The organism is Streptomyces sp. NPDC101110 (assembly GCF_044759525.1).
GTDB lineage: Bacteria > Actinomycetota > Actinomycetes > Streptomycetales > Streptomycetaceae > Streptomyces.
Genome location: NZ_JBIVZM010000003.1, coordinates 472,007 through 491,686, shown reverse-complemented (window position 1 = coordinate 491,686; position 19,680 = coordinate 472,007). Strand labels below are relative to the sequence as shown.

The following is a 19,680-nucleotide window of genomic DNA, read 5'->3' as shown; positions in this document are numbered from 1 at the left end:
GTGGGGCGACGCCCGGCTTCAGCGGGGTGTCACAGCTGCGGCAGGATCCGTTCGAAGAACTCGCGGTCACCGTCGAAGACCGGGTCCAGTGCCAGGAATTCACGCGGGGTGACCCAGCGGGTCTCCGCCACCTCGCCCGGGTCGGGAAGCACGTCGCCAGAGTCCGCGCGGGCGGTCCACCAGTGGAGACGGAAACGGTGGTCGTCGGTCTCCGACTCCCAGACCTTCGCCACCGGTACGACGGTGAGGCCGACCTCCTCGTGGACCTCCCGTACGACCGCCTGCTCCTGGGTCTCGTCCGGCTCGACCTTGCCGCTGACGGGCTGCCAGTAGCCGGGCCGGGCGACGGCCGGGCCGCGCCGGATCGCCAGGAGACGCTCTCCGCGCCGGAGTACGGCCACGATCGCGTCGCGCTGCTCCACGGCCGGCCCTAGACCGTGGGCCTGCCGGTGGCCACGGCGTAGAAGGCCACAGCGGCCGCCGCCCCCACGTTGAGGGAGTCGACGCCGTGGGACATGGGGATGCGGACCCACTCGTCGGCGGCGACCAGGGCCTGGGTGGACAGGCCGTCGCCCTCCGCCCCGAGCATGAGGGCCACACGGTCCATGGTGTGCGGAGCGGCCTCGTCGAGGGGCCGGGCCTTCTCGTCGGGGGTGAGGGCGAGCAGGGTGAAGCCCGCCTCCCGCACCGACTCCAGCCCCTTGGGCCAGGTGTCCAGACGGGCGTACGGGACGGAGAAGACGGCGCCCATGGAGACCTTCACGCTGCGACGGTAGAGCGGGTCGGCGCAGTCGGGCGACAGCAGGACGGCGTCCATGCCGAGGGCGGCGGCCGACCGGAAGATCGCCCCGATGTTGGTGTGGTCGTTGACCGACTCCATGACGACGACGCGGCGGGCGGTCCGCAGCAGGTCGGTGGCCGTGGGCAGGGGCTTGCGCTGCATGGAGGCCAGCGCGCCGCGGTGCACGTGGTAGCCGGTGACCTGCTCGGCGAGCTCCGGGCTGACGGCGTAGACCGGGGCGGGCAGTTCGTCGATGACGTCACGCATGACGTCGACCCACTTGGCCGAGAGCAGCATGGACCGCATCTCGTAGCCGGCTTCCTTGGCCCTTCTGATGACCTTCTCGCCCTCGGCGATGAACAGGCCCTCCGCGGGTTCGCGCCTGCGGCGCAGCTCCACGTCGGTCAGGCCGGTGTAGTCGCGCAGACGCGGGTCGTCGGGATCCTCGACGGTGATGAGATCGGCCACAGGGTGATACTGCCTTGTCCTGGGTGTGGTGCCAACGGCTCGGGACGGGTTGGTTACCCGGGGTTACTCGCTTGTCGCGGGGGCCGGGGGGCCGACCTTCACGACCTCGCCGATGACGATGACCGCCGGGGGCCTCACATCCTCGGTCCGTACGGTCTCCGCGACCGTCGCGAGGGTCGCGTCGACGCGGCGCTGGGCGGCGGTCGTGCCCTCCTGGACGAGGGCGACGGGGGTGCCGGCCGGCTTTCCGTGGGCGACCAGCGTCTCGGCGATCTTCCCGATCTTGTCGACGCCCATGAGGATCACCAGCGTGCCGGTCTGGTGGGCCAGGGACGGCCAGTCGACCAGGGACCGCTCGTCGTCGGGTGCGACATGGCCGCTGACCACGGTGAACTCGTGAGCGACGCCGCGGTGGGTGACCGGGATGCCGGCCGCGCCCGGGACCGAGATCGAGCTGGAGATGCCGGGGACGACCGTGCAGGGGATGCCGGCCTCGGCGAGGGCCTGGAGCTCCTCCATGCCGCGGCCGAAGACGTACGGGTCGCCGCCCTTCAGCCGGACGACCGACTTGCCCTGCTTCGCGTGCTCGATCAGCGCGTTGTTGATGGCCTCCTGGGCCATGAAGCGGCCGTAGGGGATCTTCGCCGCGTCGATCACCTCGACGTGGGGCGGCAGTTCGGCGAGGAGGTCACGCGGGCCGAGGCGGTCCGCGATGACCACGTCCGCCTCCGCGAGCAGGCGCCGGCCGCGCACGGTGATCAGGTCCGGGTCGCCGGGCCCGCCGCCGACCAGGGCGACCCCGGGGGTGCGGGTGCGGTAGTGCGGTGCGACGAGCGTGCCGTCCCGCAGACCCTCGACGACCGCGTCGCGGACGGCGGCGGTGTGGCGGGGGTCGCGTCCCTTGGCGTCGGTGGTGAGGACGGCGATCGTGACGCCCTCGCTGTGGCCGGTGGCCGGGGTCCAGGCGGTCGCGAGGTCGGCGTCGTCGGACCGGACGCACCAGACACGGTGGCGTTCCGCCTCGGCCGACGCCCTGTTGTTCGCTTCGGTGTCGCTGGTGGCGATCAGGGCGTACCAGGCGTCGGCGAGGTCGCCCTCCTGGTAGGCACGCCTGTGCCAGGTGATCTCACCGGCGTCCGCCATGGCCTCGACCGAGGGGGTGGCCTCCGGGGACACGAGGAGGAGGTCCGCGCCCGCCGCGATCAGCGCCGGAAGGCGGCGCTGGGCGACCTGGCCGCCGCCGAGAACGACCACACGACGGCCGGCGAGACGGAGGCCTACGGGGTAGGCGGGGTGTTCGGCCATGAGGGGCGACTCCTGTTGCGGCGGTGTTCAGTGCCCTGACGTGCGGATTTTAATGGGCGGGAGGGAGCGTGGCCCAGGCGGTCCAGTAGCTGGGCACCGGGGCGCCGGCGAGGGGCGTTTCGCGGGGTGTCGGGCAGGGTGGTCCGGGGCGGGAGGGCCGTGGGTCCAGGGTCCGCGAGGTGGGGAGCCGTGGCCGTGGGCGGGCGCTCCGGTCTGCGGAACGTCCGCCCACGGATCCGCGGGGACGGCTGGAGCCCTACTTCTCCGTCACGCCTGCCGAATCGAACGTCGCCACCTCGTGCATCGCCCGGGCCGTGCTCTGGACCAGCGGGAGGGCGAGCAGTGCGCCGGTGCCCTCGCCGAGACGCAGGTCGAGGTCGACCAGGGGGCGCAGGCCCAGCTTGTTGAGCGCGGCGACGTGGCCGGGCTCGGCACTGCGGTGGCCCGCGATGCACGCGGCCAGGACCTCGGGGGCGATCGCGCGGGCGACCAGGGCGGCGGCGCCGGCACTGACGCCGTCCAGGATCACCGGCGTGCGCAGGGAGGCGCCGCCGAGGAGGAGGCCGACGATGGCCGCGTGCTCGAAGCCGCCGATCGCGGCGAGCACGCCGATGGGGTCGGCCGGGTCCGGCTGGTGCAGCTCCAGGGCGCGGCGGACGACCTCGGTCTTGCGGGCGAGGGTCTCGTCGTTGATGCCCGTGCCCCGGCCGGTGACCTCCGCCGGGTCCGCACCCGTGAAGACGGAGATCAGAGCGGCGGACGCGGTGGTGTTCGCGATGCCCATCTCACCGGTCAGCAGAGCCTTGTTACCGGCGGCGACCAGGTCGCGGGCGGTCTCGATGCCGACCTCGATGGCCTGCGTGGCCTCCTCGCGGGTCATCGCGGGGCCGGTCGTCAGGTCCGACGTACCGGCACGGATCTTGCGGGGCAGCAGACCGGGGGTGGCCGGGAGGTCGGCGGCGACACCCACGTCCACGATGCACACCTCGGCACCGACCTGGGTGGCGAAGGCGTTGCAGACGGCGCCTCCGCCCAGGAAGTTGGCCACCATCTGGGCCGTGACCTCCTGCGGCCACGGGGTGACGCCCTGGGCGTGCACACCGTGGTCGCCCGCGAAGATGGCGACGGCCGCGGGCTCCGGGATGGGCGGCGGGCACTGACGGGACAGGCCGGACAACTGCGCGGAGATGATCTCCAGCATGCCCAGCGCACCGGCCGGCTTGGTCATACGCTTCTGGCGCTCCCACGCCTCGCCGAGCGCCTTGGCGTCCAGCGGGCGGATCTGCGCGACGGTCTCGGCGAGCAGGTCGTGGGGTTCCTCTCCGGGCAGGGCACGGCGGCCGTATGTCTCTTCGTGCACGACCCAGGACAATGGGCGGCGCTTGGACCAGCCGGCCTGCAACAGCTCGGGCTCGTCCGGGAATTCGTCGACGTAGCCGACGCACAGGTAGGCGATGATCTCCAGGTGCTCGGGCAGGCCGAGGGCACGGACCGTCTCGCGCTCGTCGAAGAAGCTGACCCAGCCGACCCCGAGGCCTTCGGCACGGGCGGCGAGCCAGAGGTTCTCCACGGCCAGGGCCGCCGAGTAGGGGGCCATCTGCGGCTGGGTGTGGCGGCCCAGGGTGTGGCGGCCGCCGCGGGTCGGGTCTGCGGTGACCACGATGTTCACCGGCGTGTCGAGGATGGCCTCGATCTTCAGTTCCTTGAACTGCTTCGCCCGCCCCTTGGGGAGGGACTTCGCGTAGGCGTCACGCTGGCGCATGGCGAGTTCGTGCATCGCCCGTCGGGTGTCGGCGGAGCGGATGACGACGAAGTCCCACGGCTGCGAGTGGCCGACGGAAGGCGCGTGGTGGGCGGCCTCCAGGACGCGGAGCAGTACCTCGTGCGGGATCGGGTCGCTGCGGAAGCCGTTGCGGATGTCGCGGCGTTCACGCATGACCTTCAGAACGGCCTCGCGCTCGGCCGGGCCGTAGCCGGGGGCCGCGGGGCCGGTGGACTGTCGGGCTTCTGCCACTGCGGCCGCGCTCTCTTCTCGGCGTTCCTGGTCGGCCAGGTCTTCCTGTTCGGCGCCCCGGGTGTCCAGGTCGTCGGCGTTCTGTGCGAGGTCGGTGTCACCGTCGCGGGGTGCCGGGACGGTGATCGCGGGCGCCGGGTTCTCCGGCGTCCCGGGGGTCACCGGCTGCGACTGCTGCGGGCCCTGTACCGGCTGTTCGGGCTCTCCGGGCTGCCCCGGCTGCTCGTCCGCGGACGGGTCCGGGAGTACGACGGTGACGTCCTCGGGGGTGGGCGCCGGGGTGTCGGTGTCGGCCACCTGGGGGGTCGGGTCGGGCTCGACGGCTTCGGCAGCGGGGGTGGGCACAGGGGTGAGGGCGGGCACGGGTGCCTCGGGTACCGGTGCGGGGGTTTCGGGAACCTGGGCGGTGGGCTCGGGAGCCTGGGCGGTGGGCTCGGGCTGGGCCGTTGCGGGGCCGGCCTGAGCCGGTGCGGTCGCGTCCTGGACGGTGTCCGGGGAGGCGGGCACGGCGGGGTCGGCGGGGGCCGGTGCGTCGGCGGGCACGGCAGCCCGGGGCGCAGGTTCCGGGGCCTGGGCCGGGTCCGGGGCGGCGACGGCCTCGACGGCCGGAGTCGGCTCCGGGGCGAGGGCCGTCTCGGAGGCCGGAGTCGGCTCCGGGGCGAGGGCCGTCTCGGCCGCCGGAAGGCCTGCTTCCTGGCCGACCGGTTCCGCGGCAGGGGCAGTCGCCTCCTGGCCGACGACCGGTTCAGCGGCCGGGGCAACGGTTTCCTGGCCGGGCGCCTCAGGGGCCGGAGTGATGGGTTGTGGCACCGACGCCTCGGGTTCCTGCGCGACTGGTACGGCGTCAGTTGTCGCCGGGGGCTGGGGCACAGACGCTTCGGCCGTGATGTGCGGCTCCGGCGCGACGTGCTGCGGAGCGGGGGAAGCGACGGCAGTCGGCGTCTGGGCGACCGCCTCCGGGGCGGCAGGTTCCTCGCTGACGGGCTCGGGCGCAGCGGCGGCGACGGGCACGGAGGCAGCGGCGGCGACGGGCTCGGGCGCAGCGGCGGCCTCGGGGAGCGGGGCAGCCTCAGGGGCATGGGCGGCCGTCGGGGTCGGGACCGCCTCAGGGGTCGGGGCCGCCTGAAGGGTCGGGGCCGCCTCAGGAAGTGGGACGGCCTCCACGGACGCGGCGGCCTCAGCGGCCTGCCCGGCCTCGGCAGCAGGAGCCGGAGCCGACGCCAAGGCCTGTTCGGCGACGGCCTCCGTGGCCTGCGCATCGGCGGCCTCCGGCACGGAACCCTCAGGAGAACCACCGGCCACCCCGGACTCACCAGCCTGCGCGGGGCCCTCCACGACCGGCCCCGCTTCCGGAGGGAGCGGCGCAACCTGCTCCGGGGCGACAGCGGCCGCGCCCTCGGCGGCGGTCACCGGACCCGCGTCCGGACCGGCGCCGGTCACGGCGGGGTCGCCCACGACGGCGGCGCCCTGCTCGGGAACCGGATGCCCGGCCACGGCCGCCCGGTCCTCGGCGACACCGGCGGCCTCACCGGCGGCGGCCAGTCCGGCCTGGGCGGCGCTCACCCGGCCCGCCGCCGCGTCCAGACCCGCGTCCACGGCGTCTGCGCCCGCTGCGGGCATGACCTGCTCGGCGGCGGCGACTTGAGCGCCGTCCGGGCCGACACCCACAGCAGCGGGGTCACCCGTCGGAGCCTGAGCGGCGACGGCCTCGGCTGCCTGGGCCTCCGCTGCCCGGGCCTCCGCCGGCACCACGGCCTGGTCGACGGCAGCGGTCTGCGCGGCCGGTGCCGCTGCCGCTGCGGGCACCGACGCCGGAGCCTGCGGGGTCGTGTGGCTCGTCTCCGTCGTCGCGTGGGTCGCGACCGTCTGGGCCGTGCCCATCGGTGCCGTTGCCGGAACAACCGTTTCCGCAGCCGCCGCCCCGGCGCCCACCGGGGCCGGGTGCGTGACCGGCGCGCCCCAGGGCGCGGCGGGCTGCGTGTGCGTCTCGGAGGCGCGGGGGCCGTCGAGGTACTCGGGGCCCGCGGCGGCCGGTGCCGGCTGGCGTACCGGCGCGTCCGCGGGGCCGCGGTCGGCGAGGGAGCGGACCGGGCTGGCCGAGCTGTCGGGCAGCGGCGGACCGAGGTGCAGGGGCCGGCGCGGGGTGATGGGCGGGATCGGCGGCGGGTCGGGCAGACGGACACCGCCGAGATCGACCGAGCCGCTGTCCCGGCCGGAGATCTCGTGCGGCCCGGGCTGGTGCGCGGTCGCCTGGACCGGCTCCGGCGCGGGCGGGGGGACCTCGTTGCCCCAGGCACCCTGGGCGCCCGGCAGCAGCAGCAGGTCGTCGTCCTCGGCGGCGGTCTCGGAGAGGTCGGCGTACGCACCGGGCGCGGGGGCGTCCGGCTGCTCCACCATGCCTGCGCTCTCCGGCAGTCCCTCGCCCGGGACCTGGCCGGTGTCGGTCATGCGTACCCCTCGCCCATCGGTTAGTGCTCCTACGACCAGCTCGCCCGGAACGGCGCACCGACCGCCCCGCAGTGAAGAACGAGCGTGCGTCCCCAGCGGCACGAACGGTCCGCCCGGAAAAGGCGACAAAGCCATTCACTGGCATTGTCGCGGTCGAACCACCCCCACGGCAGCTTGATCCGCGACGGTTCCGCTGTGGACTGCGCCACGTTGCGCGTCCTCCGGTTCTGCCGTACCACACACACCCCAAAACGGGCGGGTTTTCCGGACATTGACCGACGAAGCGCCGGGCGTCCTTGTGCGGTGCAGCGATCGGCCAGCCTACCGCGCGCGGTACGACAAACCGATCACGGGGACGGTCGTGGGGACCGACGCGGGGTCAGGCGCCGCGCTTCGGCAGGACGCCGCTGAGCAGGAACGCGACGCTCCGCTCCTTCTCCGTCCAGGCCTTGGTGTCGAGTTCGACGGCCTGGAGGAGGGCGCACTCGACGTGGTAGCCGTGCTCGGTCAGGTCGCGGCCGATGAGTTCGGCGGCGTCGCGGGTGGCGGCGTGCGTGACGATGCGCTGCGGGCGGCGGTCGGCGACCGCCGAGACGACGGCCGCTCCCCCGCCGCCGACCCGGACGACGTCCGGTTCGGGAAGGTTCTCCAGGATGTGTGGGGCGGTGCCGTGCACGATCTGGAGCTGGACGCCGAGGCGCCGGGCCGTGGCGTCGGTGCGGGCGCAGGCGGTCCGGTCGCCGTCGACGGCGAGGACGGCCGCACCGGCACGGGCGGCCTCGACGGCGAAGGCGCCGCTGCCGCAGCCGATGTCCCAGACGAGGTCGCCGACGCGGGGCCCGAGGTGCGCGAGTTGGGAGGCGCGCAGCAACTGGGTCTCGCCCTCGCCGAGGTGCACGCCGTAGGTGTCGGCGGGCAGGGTCCAGCCGCGCGGTCCGGCGGACGGGTCGCGGCCGGAGATCCAGCCGCCCGCCTCCCCCGCCGTGTCCGGCCGGGCCGGGCCGCCGAGGACGATGACGACGTTGGGGTCGCGCCAGGTGTGGTCGGCGGCCTTGTCGGAGGTGACGACGGAGACCCGCTCGCGGGCGGTGCCGAGTTCCTCGCAGACGACGAAGGAGCGGTGGACTCCCTCGAGGAGCAGACCGAGTTCGGCGGGGCCGGCGCCGGGAGAGGTGAGAACTGCCACTTTGGTGTGGGCTCGGCATACGTTGACCGCCCGCCGCAGTGTGCGGGGGTGTGCGACGACCACCTGTGCGTCGTCCCAGGGCATGCCCGCGCGGGCGAAGGCGGCGGCGACGGAGGAGACGGCGGGGACGACCTCCACCTCGAGGCCGAACTCGGGGGCCCGGAGGGTGCGTACGACGCCGAAGAAGCCCGGGTCGCCGTCGGCGAGGACGACGGCCGTGCCGCGGTGGGCGGCGATGCGGCGGGCGGCGAGGGCGACACTTCCGAGACGGATGCGCTCGGCACCGGCGGGCACCTCGGGGAGCGCCAGGTGGTGGGCGGCGCCGGCCACGAGCGTGGCGGCGCCCAGGGCGGCCCTCGCCGCGGCGGTCAGCGGCGAGCCGTCCCAGCCGATCACCGTGACCCGGTCGGCCATCGTCGTCAGTCTCCAGGGGTTTTAGCAGGTGGTCTGAGTCGCGTGGTGGGGAGCAGCCCGGGGGCGGGCTCCGTGAGGGTACCCGGTGGAGGTGTCGGGGGGAGCGCCGGTGTCGTCGCCGGCGTCCTGCGGGTGGTTCCGGTCAGTTCCAGTCGCCGAAGGACGTGAAACCGTCCCGCAGCTGCTCGCCCACACCTTCGAGGTCCTCGGGGAGAAGGCTCCAGACGATGAAGTCGGTGCGTACCTCGGTCCACGTGCCGTCCTCGGCACGGGCCCGGGCTATGCAGGCGTTGCGCAGCACACCCTCGCTGATACAGCCGATCTTCTGCGCGACCTGCTGGGAGGCGGTGTTGTCGGCCGCCGTGCGCAGTTCGATGCGCTCGAACTTCTGGTCCGTGAAGAGCCACTGGGCGGTGACCAGGGCGGACTCGGAGGCGTAGCCCTCACCGCGCGCCCAGGGGGCGACGATGTACGACAGCTCGGTGGAGCGGACGTGCCAGTTGGTCTTGGTGAGCTGGATGACGCCGACCAGGCGCTGGGTGAGGAACTCGGTGACGGCGAAGTCGATGCCGTGCCCCTCGGTGCGCTGCGTGGGGGCGTAGTCGGTGATCCAGGTGCGTGCGCCGTCCTCCGTGAAGGGCTGGGGCACGGAGGTCCAGGCCGCCACCTGTTCGTCGTTCATCATCGCCGTCAGGGAGCCGACGTCGTCTTCGTCGAGGGGACGCAGCACCAACCGCTCCGTGCTGATGGAGATGTTGGGGAAGGTGCTCGTCATGCGCCGCTCCGTAACCTTCGGTGAACCTTCTGGGCATGCTGAACTGCCCAGCATGCAGCATGAAAGCACTGATCCGCACCACGGGACCCTCCCCACCGGGTGGGGGAAGGGCCCCGTGCGCGCGGGTGCCGGACGTGGGCTCAGAAGGAGGCGAGCACGGAGCCGGCGTACTTGTCCTGGATGAACTTCTTCACCTCGGGCGAGGTGAGGAGCTTCGCGAGCTTCTTCACCCGCGGGTCGTCCTCGTTGCCCTTCTTCACGGCGATGAAGTTGCCGTAGGGGTTGTTCTTCGGGGACTCCAGGACGAGCGCGTCCTTGGAGGGCTTGAGGTCGGACTCGATGGCGTAGTTGCCGTTGACCACGGCGGCGTCCACGTCGTCGAGGGAGCGCGGGGTCTGGGCCGCCTCCAGCTCCTTGAACTTGAGGTTCTTGGGGTTCTTGGTGATGTCGGAGGGGGTCGCCTCGTTGCCGACGCCTGCCTTGAGGGTGATGATCCCGTGTGCGGCGAGGAGCTTGAGGGCGCGGGCCTCGTTGACCGTGTCGTTGGGGACGGCGACGGTCGCACCGCTCTTCAGGTCGTCGGCCTTCTTGACCTTGTGGGAGTACAGGCCGAGCGGCTCCAGGTGGACCGTGACGACCGGCACGATGTCGGTGCCGTTCTTCTTGTTGAAGTCGTCGAGGTACGGCTTGTTCTGGAAGTAGTTGGCGCCGACGGAGCCGTCCTGCGTCGCCGTGTTCGGCGTGACGTAGTCGGTGAACTCCTTGACCTGAAGGTCGAGGCCCTCCTTCTTCGCCAGGTTGTCCTTGACGAAGTTGAGGATCTCGGCGTGCGGGACGGGGCTGGCGGCGACGATCAGGGGTCCGTCGGTGTCGGCGCTGTCCGCACCGCAGGCGCTGAGCCCGAGGGTGAGGGCTCCGGCGGCGAGAACGGCAGTGGTGATCCTGGCGGTGTTACGCACGAAAAGTGCCTTTCCTTATGACCTTGCGGTGGTGCGACCCCGTTGTGGGTGTACGGGGAGTTCAGGAGGCGGCTTTGAGCAGCCACAGTTTGGGGGCGGGCCCCGAGTGGGCGCCGCGGCGGTGCAGGGAGCGGGCCGCGTAGTCGCCGGCGAACTGGATGACCGAGATGACGACGGCGAGGATCGCGACGGTGATCCACATCAGCTGGGTCTCGAAGCGCTGGTAGCCGTAGCGGATGGCGATGTCTCCGAGGCCTCCGGCGCCGACCGTGCCCGCCATGGCGGAGTAGCCGATGAGGGCGACGATCGTGGTGGTGGTGCTGGAGATCAGCGACGGCAGGGACTCGGGGACGAGCACCTTGCGGACGACGGTCCAGGTGTTGCCGCCCATGGCTTGCACGGCCTCGACGAGCCCGTGGTCCACTTCGCGGACGGCCGTCTCGACCAGGCGCGCGAAGAACGGGATGGCGCCGACGGCGAGCGGCACGATGGCCGCTTCGACACCGATGGTCGTCCCGGTGATCGAGCGGGTGAAGCCCATCAGCGCGACCATCAGGATGATGAACGGCAGGGAGCGGGCGATGTTCACGACCTGCCCGATGACCTTGTTCGCGGCGAGGTTCTGGAGCAGGCCGCCGCGGTCGGTCAGGACCAGCAGGACGCCGAGCGGCAGTCCGCCGACGACGGCGATGAGCGTGGACCAGCCGACCATGTAGAGCGTGTCCCAACACGCCTGCTCCAGCAGGGGCTGCATCTCGGACCAGGTCACTTCGCACCTTCCTTCACCAGTTCGGACTCATGGCCCGGGACGTCGATCTGGAGGCCCTGCTCGCGCAGGAAGCCGATCGGTACGACGTTGTCCTCGTAGCGGCCGGGCAGCTCGATGCGCATCCGGCCGACCTGGAGGCCGCCGACGGTGTCGATGGCGGCGCCGAGGATCGATATGTCGATGTTGTAGGTGCGGGCGAGCTGCGAGATGACGGGCTGGGTGGCGCTCTCGCCCTGGAAGGTGACGTCGACGACGGTGCGGTCCTCACCGGAGGCCTCGCCGTCGAGCGGGAAGAGCGCGGCGGCCAGCTCGGAGCCGGGGGTCGCCAGCAGCTCGCTGACCGTGCCCGACTCGACGATGCGCCCGTTCTCCATGAGGGCGGCCGAGTCGCAGACCGACTTCACGACGTCCATCTCGTGGGTGATGAGCAGGACGGTCAGGCCGAGTTGCCGGTTCAGGTCGCGCAGCAGCGCCAGGATCGAGCGGGTGGTCTCCGGGTCGAGGGCGCTGGTGGCCTCGTCGGACAGCAGGACCTTCGGGTCGCCGGCGAGGGCGCGGGCGATGCCGACGCGCTGCTTCTGCCCGCCGGAGAGCTGCGCCGGGTAGGACTTGGCCTTGTCGGCGAGACCGACCAGGTCGAGCAGCTCCAGCGCCTTGCGGGAGCGTTCCTGCCCGGACTTCCCGAGGATCTCCAGCGGCAGCTCGACGTTGTCCTGGACGGTCCGGGAGCTCAGCAGGTTGAAGTGCTGGAAGACCATGCCGATACGGCTGCGCGCCTGCCTCAGTTCCTTTCCGGCGCGCGGGCCGCGGCCGGCGAGGGCGGTGAGGTCCTGCCCGGCGACGGTCACGGTGCCGGCGGTGGGTCGTTCCAGCAGGTTGACGCAGCGGATGAGCGAGGACTTGCCGGCGCCGGACTGGCCGATGACGCCGTACACCTCGCCTTCGCGGACGTGCAGGTCGACGCCGTCCAGGGCGGTGACCTCGCGGCCGCGTGCACGGTAGACCTTGGTCAGGCCCGAGGTGGTGATCACTGGGATTCCGTCACTGTCGAGTGCGCGGGCGTGGGTGTGCCCGGGCACAGGTGCATTCGGTCAGGGACGCGACACGGTTCTCGCTGGGGAGTGGAACCGGGAGAACATGTGCGCGGGGCGGCCTCGGGTCACGCAGCGCTCAGGGCGTGCGGACGGGCCGCGTCTCGCTTCGGGGCGCGAGCTCAGGGGTGGTGCAGGGGCCCTCTAGAAGGCGCACATTCGACACATACAACGAGCACCGGGCGTCAGGGTCGCCTCGGTCGCGGGGATGCGGTCGCTCGTCGTGGTCATGTCGTCAGTAAAACACGCGTACGGTCCTGACCGGCCCACCGCTGTCCGCATGCTGGACAGCGGTGGACGCGATCCGGGGCCGTCACTGGCGCACGGAGATCTCCACGCCCTGCTCGGTGACCAGTGCGGACAGGGCGGACAGGTTCTCGACGACCAGATCGGCCCGGAGTTCGTGGGTCTGGTGGGTTGTGGTCAACGCCACGGTGGTCATGCCGGCGGCGCGACCGGCTGCCAGGCCCGCGGGGGCGTCCTCGAAGACGACGCAGTGGGCGGGGTCGACGCCGAGGGTGCGGGCGGCGAGCAGGTAGGGCTCCGGGTCGGGCTTGCCGCGGGTGATGTCGTCGGCGGCGACGAGCGTCTTGGGCAGGATGCCGACGGCTTCGAGCCGGGCCTCGGCGAGGCGCCGGGTGGCCGAGGTGACGACGGCCCAGCGTTCGGCGGGCAGCGCGTCGAGGAAGGCCCGGGTGCCCGGCAGCAGTTGCACGCCGCCGTCGGGTACGTCCTCCACCTCCAGATCCTCGATCCGCGCGACGGCGGCCGGTACGACCTCGGCGGGCAGCAGGTCGGCGGCTATCTCGGCGGCCGGCCGCCCGTGCAGCTCGACACGCGCGAACTGCTCGGCCGTGACCCCGTACTCCGCGGCCCACCGCGCCCAGCAGCGGTCCACCGAGGCGAGGGAGGAGACGAGGGTTCCGTCGTTGTCGAACAGCAGGGCCCGGGCGTGGATCGTCATGCCCTCGACCCTACGGTGCAGGCCAGGGCCGGAAGCGGGGGGCCTTTTCGGCCGTAATAAGGTCGCTGCATGCTGAATGCCCTGACGCTGGTGACCGGCGTCGCCGCGCTGCTGCTCGCCGCCTGGTGCGGCTGGGCGGCCTACCGCGACCAGCCGACGAAGGACTGGCACTTCATCGGGATGGCCGTGGTCACCGTGCTGTCGCTGATCCAGCTGGCCGTGGGGATCGTGCTGCTCGCGCAGGGCGAGAAGCCGGAGCAGGGCACGACGATCTTCGTGGCGTATCTGCTCGGGGCGTTCGCGTGCGTCCCGGCGGCGGGGTTCATGTCGCTGGCCGAGCGGACCCGCTGGGGTTCGGTGACGGTGGCCGCCGGCGGTGTGGTGCTGGCGGTGCTGGAGGTGCGTCTCTATGACATCTGGGGAGGCTGAGGTGAGCCGGCGCCGGCTGATCAGCGGACCGGGCACGCTGCTGGTGTGGCTGTACGGCGTGATGGTCGTGGGGGCGGTGTCGCGGTCCGCGTATCAGATCGCCACGGAGTTCGACCGGGCGCCGCTGGCGTACTCGCTGTCGGCCGTGGCCGGTGTGGTGTACGGGTTCATCACGTACACGCTGGTGCGGGGCGGGGAGACGGCCCGGAGGGTCGCGCTGGCGTGCTGCGTCGCCGAGTTGGTGGGGGTGCTGACGGTGGGCACCTGGACCCTGGTCGAACCGTCCGCCTTCCCGGACGCGACCGTGTGGTCGGACTTCGGGATGGGGTATCTCTTCATTCCCGTGCTCTTGCCGGTGTCCGCCATCTACTGGCTGCGCAAGGGTGCGCCCAAGGAGGATGCCGCCTGAGGTTCGTCAGGCGGCCGCGGGCCGTCGGCTGGTCGCGCAGTTCCCCGCCCCCCTGACGGGGCGCAGATCAAGCCGTCGCCGCGTACGTGCTCGCCGGCTTCTCCAGGATGATCATCGGTACGCCGTCGGCGCCCTCGGACCTGCCCACCGTCTCGTAGCCGACCTTGCGGTAGAGGCGGAGGTTGCCCTCGCTGCGGTGGCCCGTGTGGAGGCGGAAACGGGTGGCGCCGTGGTGGTCGGCGAGGGCCGACTCGGCCGCCCGCAGGAGGCGGGCTCCGATGCCGTGCCCCTGGAGGCGCGGGTGGACGCAGAGCTTGCCGATCGCTGCGGCGCCGTCCTCCGTGACGGAGCCGCGGACCGAGCCGACGACCTCATCGCCGAGCCGGGCCACGAAGACGCAGTCGCGGGTGACCTCTTCGCGGACCGAGTCGAGGGTTTGGACGAGCGGGTCGATGCGGTAGTTCCCGTACAGCGCCGCCTCCGACTGGAAGCACAGGTACTGCAGTCTGAAGATCTGCTCCGCGTCCTGCTCGGTCGCCGCAGAGATGGTCACGCTCATGCCCATGTGCGCACGCCTCCCGCTCATCTGATCACCTGTCGTCCCCACTCCTATCCCCGTCCTCAGCAGGCCGCAACCTCCGGCGTCAGCAATCTCCTGAGACATCCCAGGCATCGGGAACGTTCCGGGCCAAGGCTCCCCTGTGAGATACCCAACTCCCCTGCGATTTCCCGGTAGGTCAGGTCTTCCGGTGAGAGCAGCGCCTCCATCAGCCGGGGGCAGCGCCCGGGGAGGCGGCGCACGGCCTCGCGCAGGGCCCGGCCGCGGGCCGTGGCGAGAGCGACCTGTTCGGGGTCGCGCTCCCGGTCGTCGACTGGTTCACCGGCGTACGGCCGTTCGATGCGGTGCCTGCGGCGGGTGCGGCGCACCTCGGAGCGGACGGCGCGGCGCAGCCACTGCTCGGGGTCGAGCGGCGGGCCCTCCGCGTCGAGGCGCTCCAGCAGGCGGAGCCAGACCGCCTGCTCCAGATCGCCCGGCTCGGTCCCGTTGGAATATGCCTCGGCGGAGGCCTCGGCGGTGAGCAGCGGGCGCAGGGCGGTGACCAGGTCATGCGTCATATGCAGAGCGACGCGGCCGCCCGGGCGGCGGGTTGCCCGGGCGGCCGAAGCTCACTCGACCGGGGGGCGCGGCCCCGGTTGTTGACCGGGGGGGGTCAGCCGTTGAAGTCCTCGCGGGCCAGCAGGCCCGTGTCGGGCTGGTCGGTGAAGACGCCGTCGATGCCGGTCGCGAAGTAGGCCCGGTAGGCGCCGAAGACGTCACCGTAGGCATCCGCGTCCGTGCCCTTGCGGAAGTCGGCGGGCAGGAAGGGGTTCTCGTTGCGCATGGTGTACGGGTGCAGGACCAGACCGACCCGGTGCGCGTCGGAGACCAGTGCCGTCGGCTCGGTGAGTCTGCCCTGGGCGTCGCGCGGGATGACCAGGTCCAGGGTCGGGCCGATGCCCTGCGCGTAGGAGGCGATCTCGCGCAGTCCGGCCGGCTTGACCAGATCGGCGACCGTGCGGGGGTCGCCGGTCTCGACGAAGTCCCAGGGGCGGGAGCCGGCCGAGGACAGCAGGACGACCAGCGGGTTGTCGACGATCTTGTGCAGGCGCTGGATGCTCGTCGGCTCGAAGGACTGGAGGATGACCGGGGAGGTGCGCCGGTCCTTGCGGTGCTTGCGCAGCAGCTTGGCGACCCGCTCCTCCAGGGGCAGCCCCTGCTTGCGGAAGTAGGTGGGGTGCTTCAGCTCGGGGTAGATCCACACCTGCCTGCCGCGCTTGCGGGTCTGTTCGTCCTGCCACCTGAGGACCTCTTCGAAGGTGGGGATGTCCCAGCGGCCGTCGTAGAGCGTGTTGTGCGGGCGGTTGGCCGGGATGCGCTCGACCGCCCGCAGGGTCTTCAGCTCGGCGAGCGTGAAGTCCTCGGTGAACCAGCCGGTGGTGGAGACGCCGTCGAGCAGCTTGGTCTTCCTGCGTCCGGCGAACTCGGGGTGGTCGGCGACGTCCGTGGTGCCGCCGATCTCCGGCTCGTGACGGCAGACCAGATGCCCGTCCCGGGTGGGCACCAGGTCGCCCGCCTCGACGACGTCGGCACCCAGGTCGAGGGCGAGCTGGTAGGAACCGAAGGTGTGCTCGGGCCGGTAGCCGCTGGCGCCGCGGTGGCCGATGATCGTCGGCTTGGGCAGGCTCTCGACACCACCGTGGCCGCCGCCGTGCCGGGCTCCGTCGGCGCGTGCCGTGCCGGCCATGCCGAGGACCGCTCCGCCGGCCCCGAGCACCGCGGCGCCGAGCAGGGCCCGCCGCCCCGTACCGCTCGTATCTTCGTTCGACTCCTGCGTTCCCATGAGCGCCCTCCCTGACGTCGCGGCTCGTCCGTGCGGGCCGATCGTAGGGGCGCGTACATGACCAGTGGGAGACCCGGGGGGGAACACGCGGGTGACGCGAGGTGTCGTAGTGCCTGGTGAGGCGGATGAATTGACGGCTTGTCGCATCATGTTCGATTCGGGCGTGGCGTTCTGGGAACGCGTGCGGTGGGCTCCGGGGCGATGTGCGTCACAGCATGTCGGTCGCGTTACGTACCGTCGGTCGCGCGCCACCGCAGGTAAACACGCGTCAACAGTGCGTAAGGCCTCGGTGAAGTCGCCGTGCCCGATGTGCGCGAGACCCGGGGCCACGAGTATCGTCCTCACCTGCACAGACTCATACAGAACCCCTTGACACCGGAGGGTCCGTTGTCCCGCTTCGTGCTCATCAAGGCAGTGCTCGGCCCGATCATGCGCCTGATGTTCCGCCCTCAGGTGGAGGGTGCTGAGCACATTCCCGGCGACGGCCCGGTCATCCTGGCCGGCAACCACCTGACGTTCATCGACTCGATGATCCTGCCGTTGGTCTGCGACCGTCAGGTCTTCTTCATCGGCAAGGACGAGTACGTGACCGGCAAGGGCCTGAAGGGCCGGCTGATGGCCTGGTTCTTCACCGGCGTCGGCATGATCCCGGTGGACCGGGACGGTGGCCGGGGCGGTGTCGCCGCGCTGATGACCGGGCGGCGCGTACTGGAGGAAGGCCGCGTGTTCGGCATCTACCCGGAGGGGACGCGGTCGCCCGACGGCCGTCTGTACCGGGGGCGGACGGGGATCGCCCGGCTGACCCTGATGACGGGGGCGCCGGTGGTGCCGTTCGCCATGATCGGTACGGACAAGCTTCAGCCGGGCGGGGCGGGGCTGCCCCGTCCGGGGAAGGTCACGGTGCGGTTCGGTGAGGCGATGGAGTTCTCCCGGTACGAGGGGATGGACCGGGACCGCTATGTGCTGCGGGCCGTGACGGACTCGGTGATGGCCGAGGTGATGCGGCTGTCGGGGCAGGAGTACGTGGACATGTACGCGAGCAAGGCGAAGGAAGCGGCGTAGGTTTTTCGGGGCGCGGGAGGGCTCGGGGGCCGGGTCCGTCGACAGCTGCGGGTTGTGGGGGCTTGTCGCGCAGTTCCCCGCGCCCCCCGCTTCGCGCAGTTCCCCGCGCCCCTTTGGGGCGTCGCCCTTACGTGTGTTCCGGGTGGCTGTCTTCCAGTTTCTGGCCCCGTAGCAGGAACCAGGCCACCACCGCCGCGGCCAGCAGGACGGCCGCGCCTGCGCCCGCCGCGAGCGCGAGGCCGTCGACGAAGGACGTGCGGGCCGCGTCCAGCATCTCAGCCGCGGTGTGGGCCGGCATGTGCGCCGCCGCCTCGACGGCGCCGCCCAGCGATTCGTGGGCCGCGGCCGGTGTGCCCGCCGGGCCGGTGAAGTCGCGGTAGGCGCCGGTGACGATGGAACCCAGCGCGGCGATGCCGAGTGCGGCACCGAGTTCGTACGCCGTCTCGGACACGGCGGACGCGGAGCCCGCGTGTTCCTTGGGCACGCTGGAGAGGATCACGTCGGCGGTCACGGTGAACGAGAAACCGGCCCCGACGCCGACGACCAGCAGCGCCGCCCCGAGCAGCGGATAGCCGGTGGACTGGCCGAGCACCGTGAGCACGGCCAGCGCGACGCCGATCGCCGCGAGGCCCCCGCAGACCACGGCCCGCACCGAGAAGCGCCGGGCCGCACGCCCCGCCACCAGTCCGGCCACCACCGCACCTACGGCCGCGGGCAGTTCCGCGAGCCCGGCCTCGAACGGCCGCCTGCCCTGCACGAGTTGCAGGTACTGGGACAGGAAGAACACCAGTCCGGACAGGCCGAGGATGGTCAGCAGATCGGCCAGCACCGCCCCGCTGAAGCCGCGGCGCCGGAACAGCCGCATGTCCAGCAGCGGGGCCGGCAGCCTGAGCTGACGGCGTACGAACCCGTACAGGGCGGCCGCGCCCAGCAGGCCCGCCGCCAGGGTGCTCCAGCCGAAGCCGTGGGTGGCGGCCTCCTTGATCGCGTACACGACACCGATCATGCCGACCAGCGAGAGTACGACACTGACCAGGTCCCAGGGGCCGGGGTTCGCGGTGCGCGACTCGGGCAGCAGCTTGATGCCGACGAGGACCAGGACGGCCATCACGGGCAGGTTGATCAGGAAGACCGAGCCCCACCAGAAGTGCTCCAGCAGGAACCCGCCGACGATCGGCCCGACCGCCGTACCGGCGGAGGCGGTGGCGCCCCAGATGCCGACGGCGAGGCTGCGTTCGCGCGGGTCGTGGAAGAGGTTGCGGATCAGGGCGAGCGTCGCCGGCATGAGGGTCGCTCCGGCGACGCCGAGCAGCGCCCGCGCGGCGATCATCATCTCGGGCGTGGTGGCGTAGGCGTTGACGACGGATATCGCGCCGAACGCCGTGGCCCCGACCAGCAGGATCCGCTTGCGGCCGATCCGGTCGCCGAGGCTGCCCATGGACACGAGCAGGCCGGCGATGACGAACGAGTACACGTCGCCTATCCAGAGCAGCTGGGTGCCGGAGGGCTTGAGGTCCTCACTGATGTAGGGGGTCGCGAGACCGAGGACGGTCGCGTCGACGGCCACCAGCAGCACGGCGAGCACGAGGACGCCGAGCGCGAGCCAGCGACCCGGGCGCTTCACCGCCTCGGTCGTCTCCGCCGCCTGCAGGGTGCTGGTCATGATTCCTCTCTTCTGAGTGCGCCGCCGAGCAGCAGCTCGACGATCATGTGCTGGAAGTCCTTGGGTGCGCCCTTGCCGCTGTGCACCATCCAGGCGCCGGAGGCCATGAGGCCGTAGAGCGCCTCGGTGAGCCAGGCGGGTGTGAGGTCGATACGGAACTCGCCGCCGAGCTGGCCGCGGCGGAACAGGGCGGAGATCCGGTCGTCGATCGTGGCCCAGCCGGCGTTCTGGCCCTCGCCCTCGAACAGCTGGTTCTCGGTGTAGAGGAACGCGAGCAGTCCGGCGGCGGGCTCCATGGCCCCGACCAGTCGGCGTACCGCGTCGCTCGCCGTGCCCTCGTCGAGCCGGGCCGCGTCGAGCGCGGCCTCGCACTCCGTGATACCGAGTGCCTCCAGTGCCCGGACGAGGGCGTCACGTCCGGCGAAGTGACGGTGCAGCGTGGCCCGGCTGATCCCGGCGGCCTTGGCGACCTCGTCCATGGTCGCGGTGGATTTACGGGTCAGCAGGGCGGCGGCGGCGCGCAGCACGTGCTCAGGATCGACAGCCATGAGACAAGCCTAAC

At 72.1% G+C, this 19,680-nt stretch carries 18 protein-coding genes; 3 read left to right on the top strand and 15 right to left on the bottom strand.

Annotation, left to right across the window (positions count from 1 at the left end; genetic code table 11):
* Positions 1–29: 29 nt before the first annotated feature.
* The 10 genes from ACIQU3_RS08455 to ACIQU3_RS08410 all read right to left on the bottom strand — a co-directional run bounded on the left by ACIQU3_RS08455 (position 30) and on the right by ACIQU3_RS08410 (position 13,174).
* A complete protein-coding gene (locus ACIQU3_RS08455; RefSeq protein ID WP_403728606.1) occupies positions 30–422 on the bottom strand; it encodes an NUDIX domain-containing protein in 393 nt (130 codons plus the stop codon).
* Between the two features lie 8 nt (positions 423–430).
* Positions 431–1,249 carry a TrmH family RNA methyltransferase gene (locus tag ACIQU3_RS08450; RefSeq protein WP_403728608.1) on the bottom strand — a complete coding sequence of 273 codons (819 nt, stop codon included), beginning with the start codon at positions 1,247–1,249 and terminating at the stop codon, positions 431–433.
* 63 nt (positions 1,250–1,312) lie between these two features.
* A complete protein-coding gene (cobA, locus tag ACIQU3_RS08445; protein ID WP_403924021.1) occupies positions 1,313–2,554 on the bottom strand; it encodes a uroporphyrinogen-III C-methyltransferase in 1,242 nt (413 codons plus the stop codon).
* Positions 2,555–2,810: 256 nt separating this feature from the next.
* The gene (gene cobT / locus ACIQU3_RS08440; RefSeq protein ID WP_403924019.1) at positions 2,811–7,016 is read right to left on the bottom strand and encodes a nicotinate-nucleotide--dimethylbenzimidazole phosphoribosyltransferase; all 4,206 of its coding nucleotides are present in this window, start codon (positions 7,014–7,016) and stop codon (positions 2,811–2,813) included.
* A gap of 379 nt (positions 7,017–7,395) precedes the next feature.
* Positions 7,396–8,616 carry a precorrin-6y C5,15-methyltransferase (decarboxylating) subunit CbiE gene (cbiE, locus tag ACIQU3_RS08435; protein ID WP_403728614.1) on the bottom strand — a complete coding sequence of 407 codons (1,221 nt, stop codon included), beginning with the start codon at positions 8,614–8,616 and terminating at the stop codon, positions 7,396–7,398.
* Between the two features lie 142 nt (positions 8,617–8,758).
* Complete coding sequence (locus ACIQU3_RS08430) at positions 8,759–9,391, bottom strand: GNAT family N-acetyltransferase (RefSeq protein WP_403728616.1); 633 nt, start codon at positions 9,389–9,391, stop codon at positions 8,759–8,761.
* A gap of 140 nt (positions 9,392–9,531) precedes the next feature.
* Positions 9,532–10,350 carry a MetQ/NlpA family ABC transporter substrate-binding protein gene (locus tag ACIQU3_RS08425; protein WP_403924016.1) on the bottom strand — a complete coding sequence of 273 codons (819 nt, stop codon included), beginning with the start codon at positions 10,348–10,350 and terminating at the stop codon, positions 9,532–9,534.
* A 61-nt stretch (positions 10,351–10,411) separates the two neighbouring features.
* Positions 10,412–11,119: a methionine ABC transporter permease gene (locus ACIQU3_RS08420; protein ID WP_403924013.1), complete on the bottom strand. Its 708-nt coding sequence runs from the start codon at positions 11,117–11,119 to the stop codon at positions 10,412–10,414.
* Entirely contained in the window at positions 11,116–12,150 is a 1,035-nt protein-coding gene (locus ACIQU3_RS08415) for a methionine ABC transporter ATP-binding protein (RefSeq protein WP_403924010.1), read from the bottom strand. Before ACIQU3_RS08415 ends, ACIQU3_RS08420 begins: the two co-directional genes overlap by 4 nt.
* A gap of 373 nt (positions 12,151–12,523) precedes the next feature.
* Entirely contained in the window at positions 12,524–13,174 is a 651-nt protein-coding gene (locus ACIQU3_RS08410; RefSeq protein WP_403924007.1) for an HAD-IA family hydrolase, read from the bottom strand.
* Positions 13,175–13,243: 69 nt separating this feature from the next.
* On the opposite strand from ACIQU3_RS08410, the gene ACIQU3_RS08405 reads away from it, so the two are divergent.
* Positions 13,244–13,603 (top strand): hypothetical protein, encoded by a 360-nt coding sequence (locus tag ACIQU3_RS08405; protein ID WP_366713537.1) that lies wholly within the window; start codon positions 13,244–13,246, stop codon positions 13,601–13,603.
* Entirely contained in the window at positions 13,584–14,012 is a 429-nt protein-coding gene (locus ACIQU3_RS08400; RefSeq protein ID WP_403728629.1) for a hypothetical protein, read from the top strand. Before ACIQU3_RS08405 ends, ACIQU3_RS08400 begins: the two co-directional genes overlap by 20 nt.
* A gap of 67 nt (positions 14,013–14,079) precedes the next feature.
* Here the strand turns inward: ACIQU3_RS08400 and ACIQU3_RS08395 are convergent, their stop codons facing one another.
* From ACIQU3_RS08395 to ACIQU3_RS08385, 3 genes are all read right to left on the bottom strand, one after another.
* A complete protein-coding gene (locus ACIQU3_RS08395; RefSeq protein ID WP_403729211.1) occupies positions 14,080–14,577 on the bottom strand; it encodes a GNAT family N-acetyltransferase in 498 nt (165 codons plus the stop codon).
* Between the two features lie 56 nt (positions 14,578–14,633).
* A complete protein-coding gene (locus tag ACIQU3_RS08390) occupies positions 14,634–15,128 on the bottom strand; it encodes an RNA polymerase sigma factor (RefSeq protein WP_403728631.1) in 495 nt (164 codons plus the stop codon).
* Between the two features lie 95 nt (positions 15,129–15,223).
* A complete protein-coding gene (locus ACIQU3_RS08385; protein WP_403728633.1) occupies positions 15,224–16,393 on the bottom strand; it encodes a glycerophosphodiester phosphodiesterase in 1,170 nt (389 codons plus the stop codon).
* Positions 16,394–16,780: 387 nt separating this feature from the next.
* Between ACIQU3_RS08385 and ACIQU3_RS08380 the strand changes: the two genes are divergently transcribed.
* The gene (locus ACIQU3_RS08380) at positions 16,781–17,455 is read left to right on the top strand and encodes a lysophospholipid acyltransferase family protein (protein ID WP_385654235.1); all 675 of its coding nucleotides are present in this window, start codon (positions 16,781–16,783) and stop codon (positions 17,453–17,455) included.
* A 127-nt stretch (positions 17,456–17,582) separates the two neighbouring features.
* Here ACIQU3_RS08380 and ACIQU3_RS08375 read toward each other — a convergent pair whose 3' ends face one another.
* Both ACIQU3_RS08375 and ACIQU3_RS08370 read right to left on the bottom strand, forming a co-directional pair.
* On the bottom strand, positions 17,583–19,118 hold the full coding sequence (locus tag ACIQU3_RS08375; RefSeq protein WP_403924004.1) for an MFS transporter: 1,536 nt from the start codon (positions 19,116–19,118) through the stop codon (positions 17,583–17,585).
* On the bottom strand, positions 19,115–19,666 hold the full coding sequence (locus ACIQU3_RS08370; RefSeq protein WP_403728640.1) for a TetR/AcrR family transcriptional regulator: 552 nt from the start codon (positions 19,664–19,666) through the stop codon (positions 19,115–19,117). Before ACIQU3_RS08370 ends, ACIQU3_RS08375 begins: the two co-directional genes overlap by 4 nt.
* Positions 19,667–19,680: the final 14 nt, after the last annotated feature.

Coding starts and splice junctions, on each gene's coding strand:
- cobA (WP_403924021.1), bottom strand. CDS start 2,554: ATGGCCGAACACCCCGCCTACCCCGTAGGCCTCCGTCTCGCCGGCCGT.
- cobT (WP_403924019.1), bottom strand. CDS start 7,016: ATGACCGACACCGGCCAGGTCCCGGGCGAGGGACTGCCGGAGAGCGCA.
- cbiE (WP_403728614.1), bottom strand. CDS start 8,616: ATGGCCGACCGGGTCACGGTGATCGGCTGGGACGGCTCGCCGCTGACC.
- ACIQU3_RS08430 (WP_403728616.1), bottom strand. CDS start 9,391: ATGACGAGCACCTTCCCCAACATCTCCATCAGCACGGAGCGGTTGGTG.
- ACIQU3_RS08410 (WP_403924007.1), bottom strand. CDS start 13,174: ATGACGATCCACGCCCGGGCCCTGCTGTTCGACAACGACGGAACCCTC.
- ACIQU3_RS08405 (WP_366713537.1), top strand. CDS start 13,244: ATGCTGAATGCCCTGACGCTGGTGACCGGCGTCGCCGCGCTGCTGCTC.
- ACIQU3_RS08400 (WP_403728629.1), top strand. CDS start 13,584: ATGACATCTGGGGAGGCTGAGGTGAGCCGGCGCCGGCTGATCAGCGGA.
- ACIQU3_RS08395 (WP_403729211.1), bottom strand. CDS start 14,577: ATGGGCATGAGCGTGACCATCTCTGCGGCGACCGAGCAGGACGCGGAG.
- ACIQU3_RS08390 (WP_403728631.1), bottom strand. CDS start 15,128: ATGACGCATGACCTGGTCACCGCCCTGCGCCCGCTGCTCACCGCCGAG.
- ACIQU3_RS08385 (WP_403728633.1), bottom strand. CDS start 16,393: ATGGGAACGCAGGAGTCGAACGAAGATACGAGCGGTACGGGGCGGCGG.
- ACIQU3_RS08375 (WP_403924004.1), bottom strand. CDS start 19,118: ATGACCAGCACCCTGCAGGCGGCGGAGACGACCGAGGCGGTGAAGCGC.
- ACIQU3_RS08370 (WP_403728640.1), bottom strand. CDS start 19,666: ATGGCTGTCGATCCTGAGCACGTGCTGCGCGCCGCCGCCGCCCTGCTG.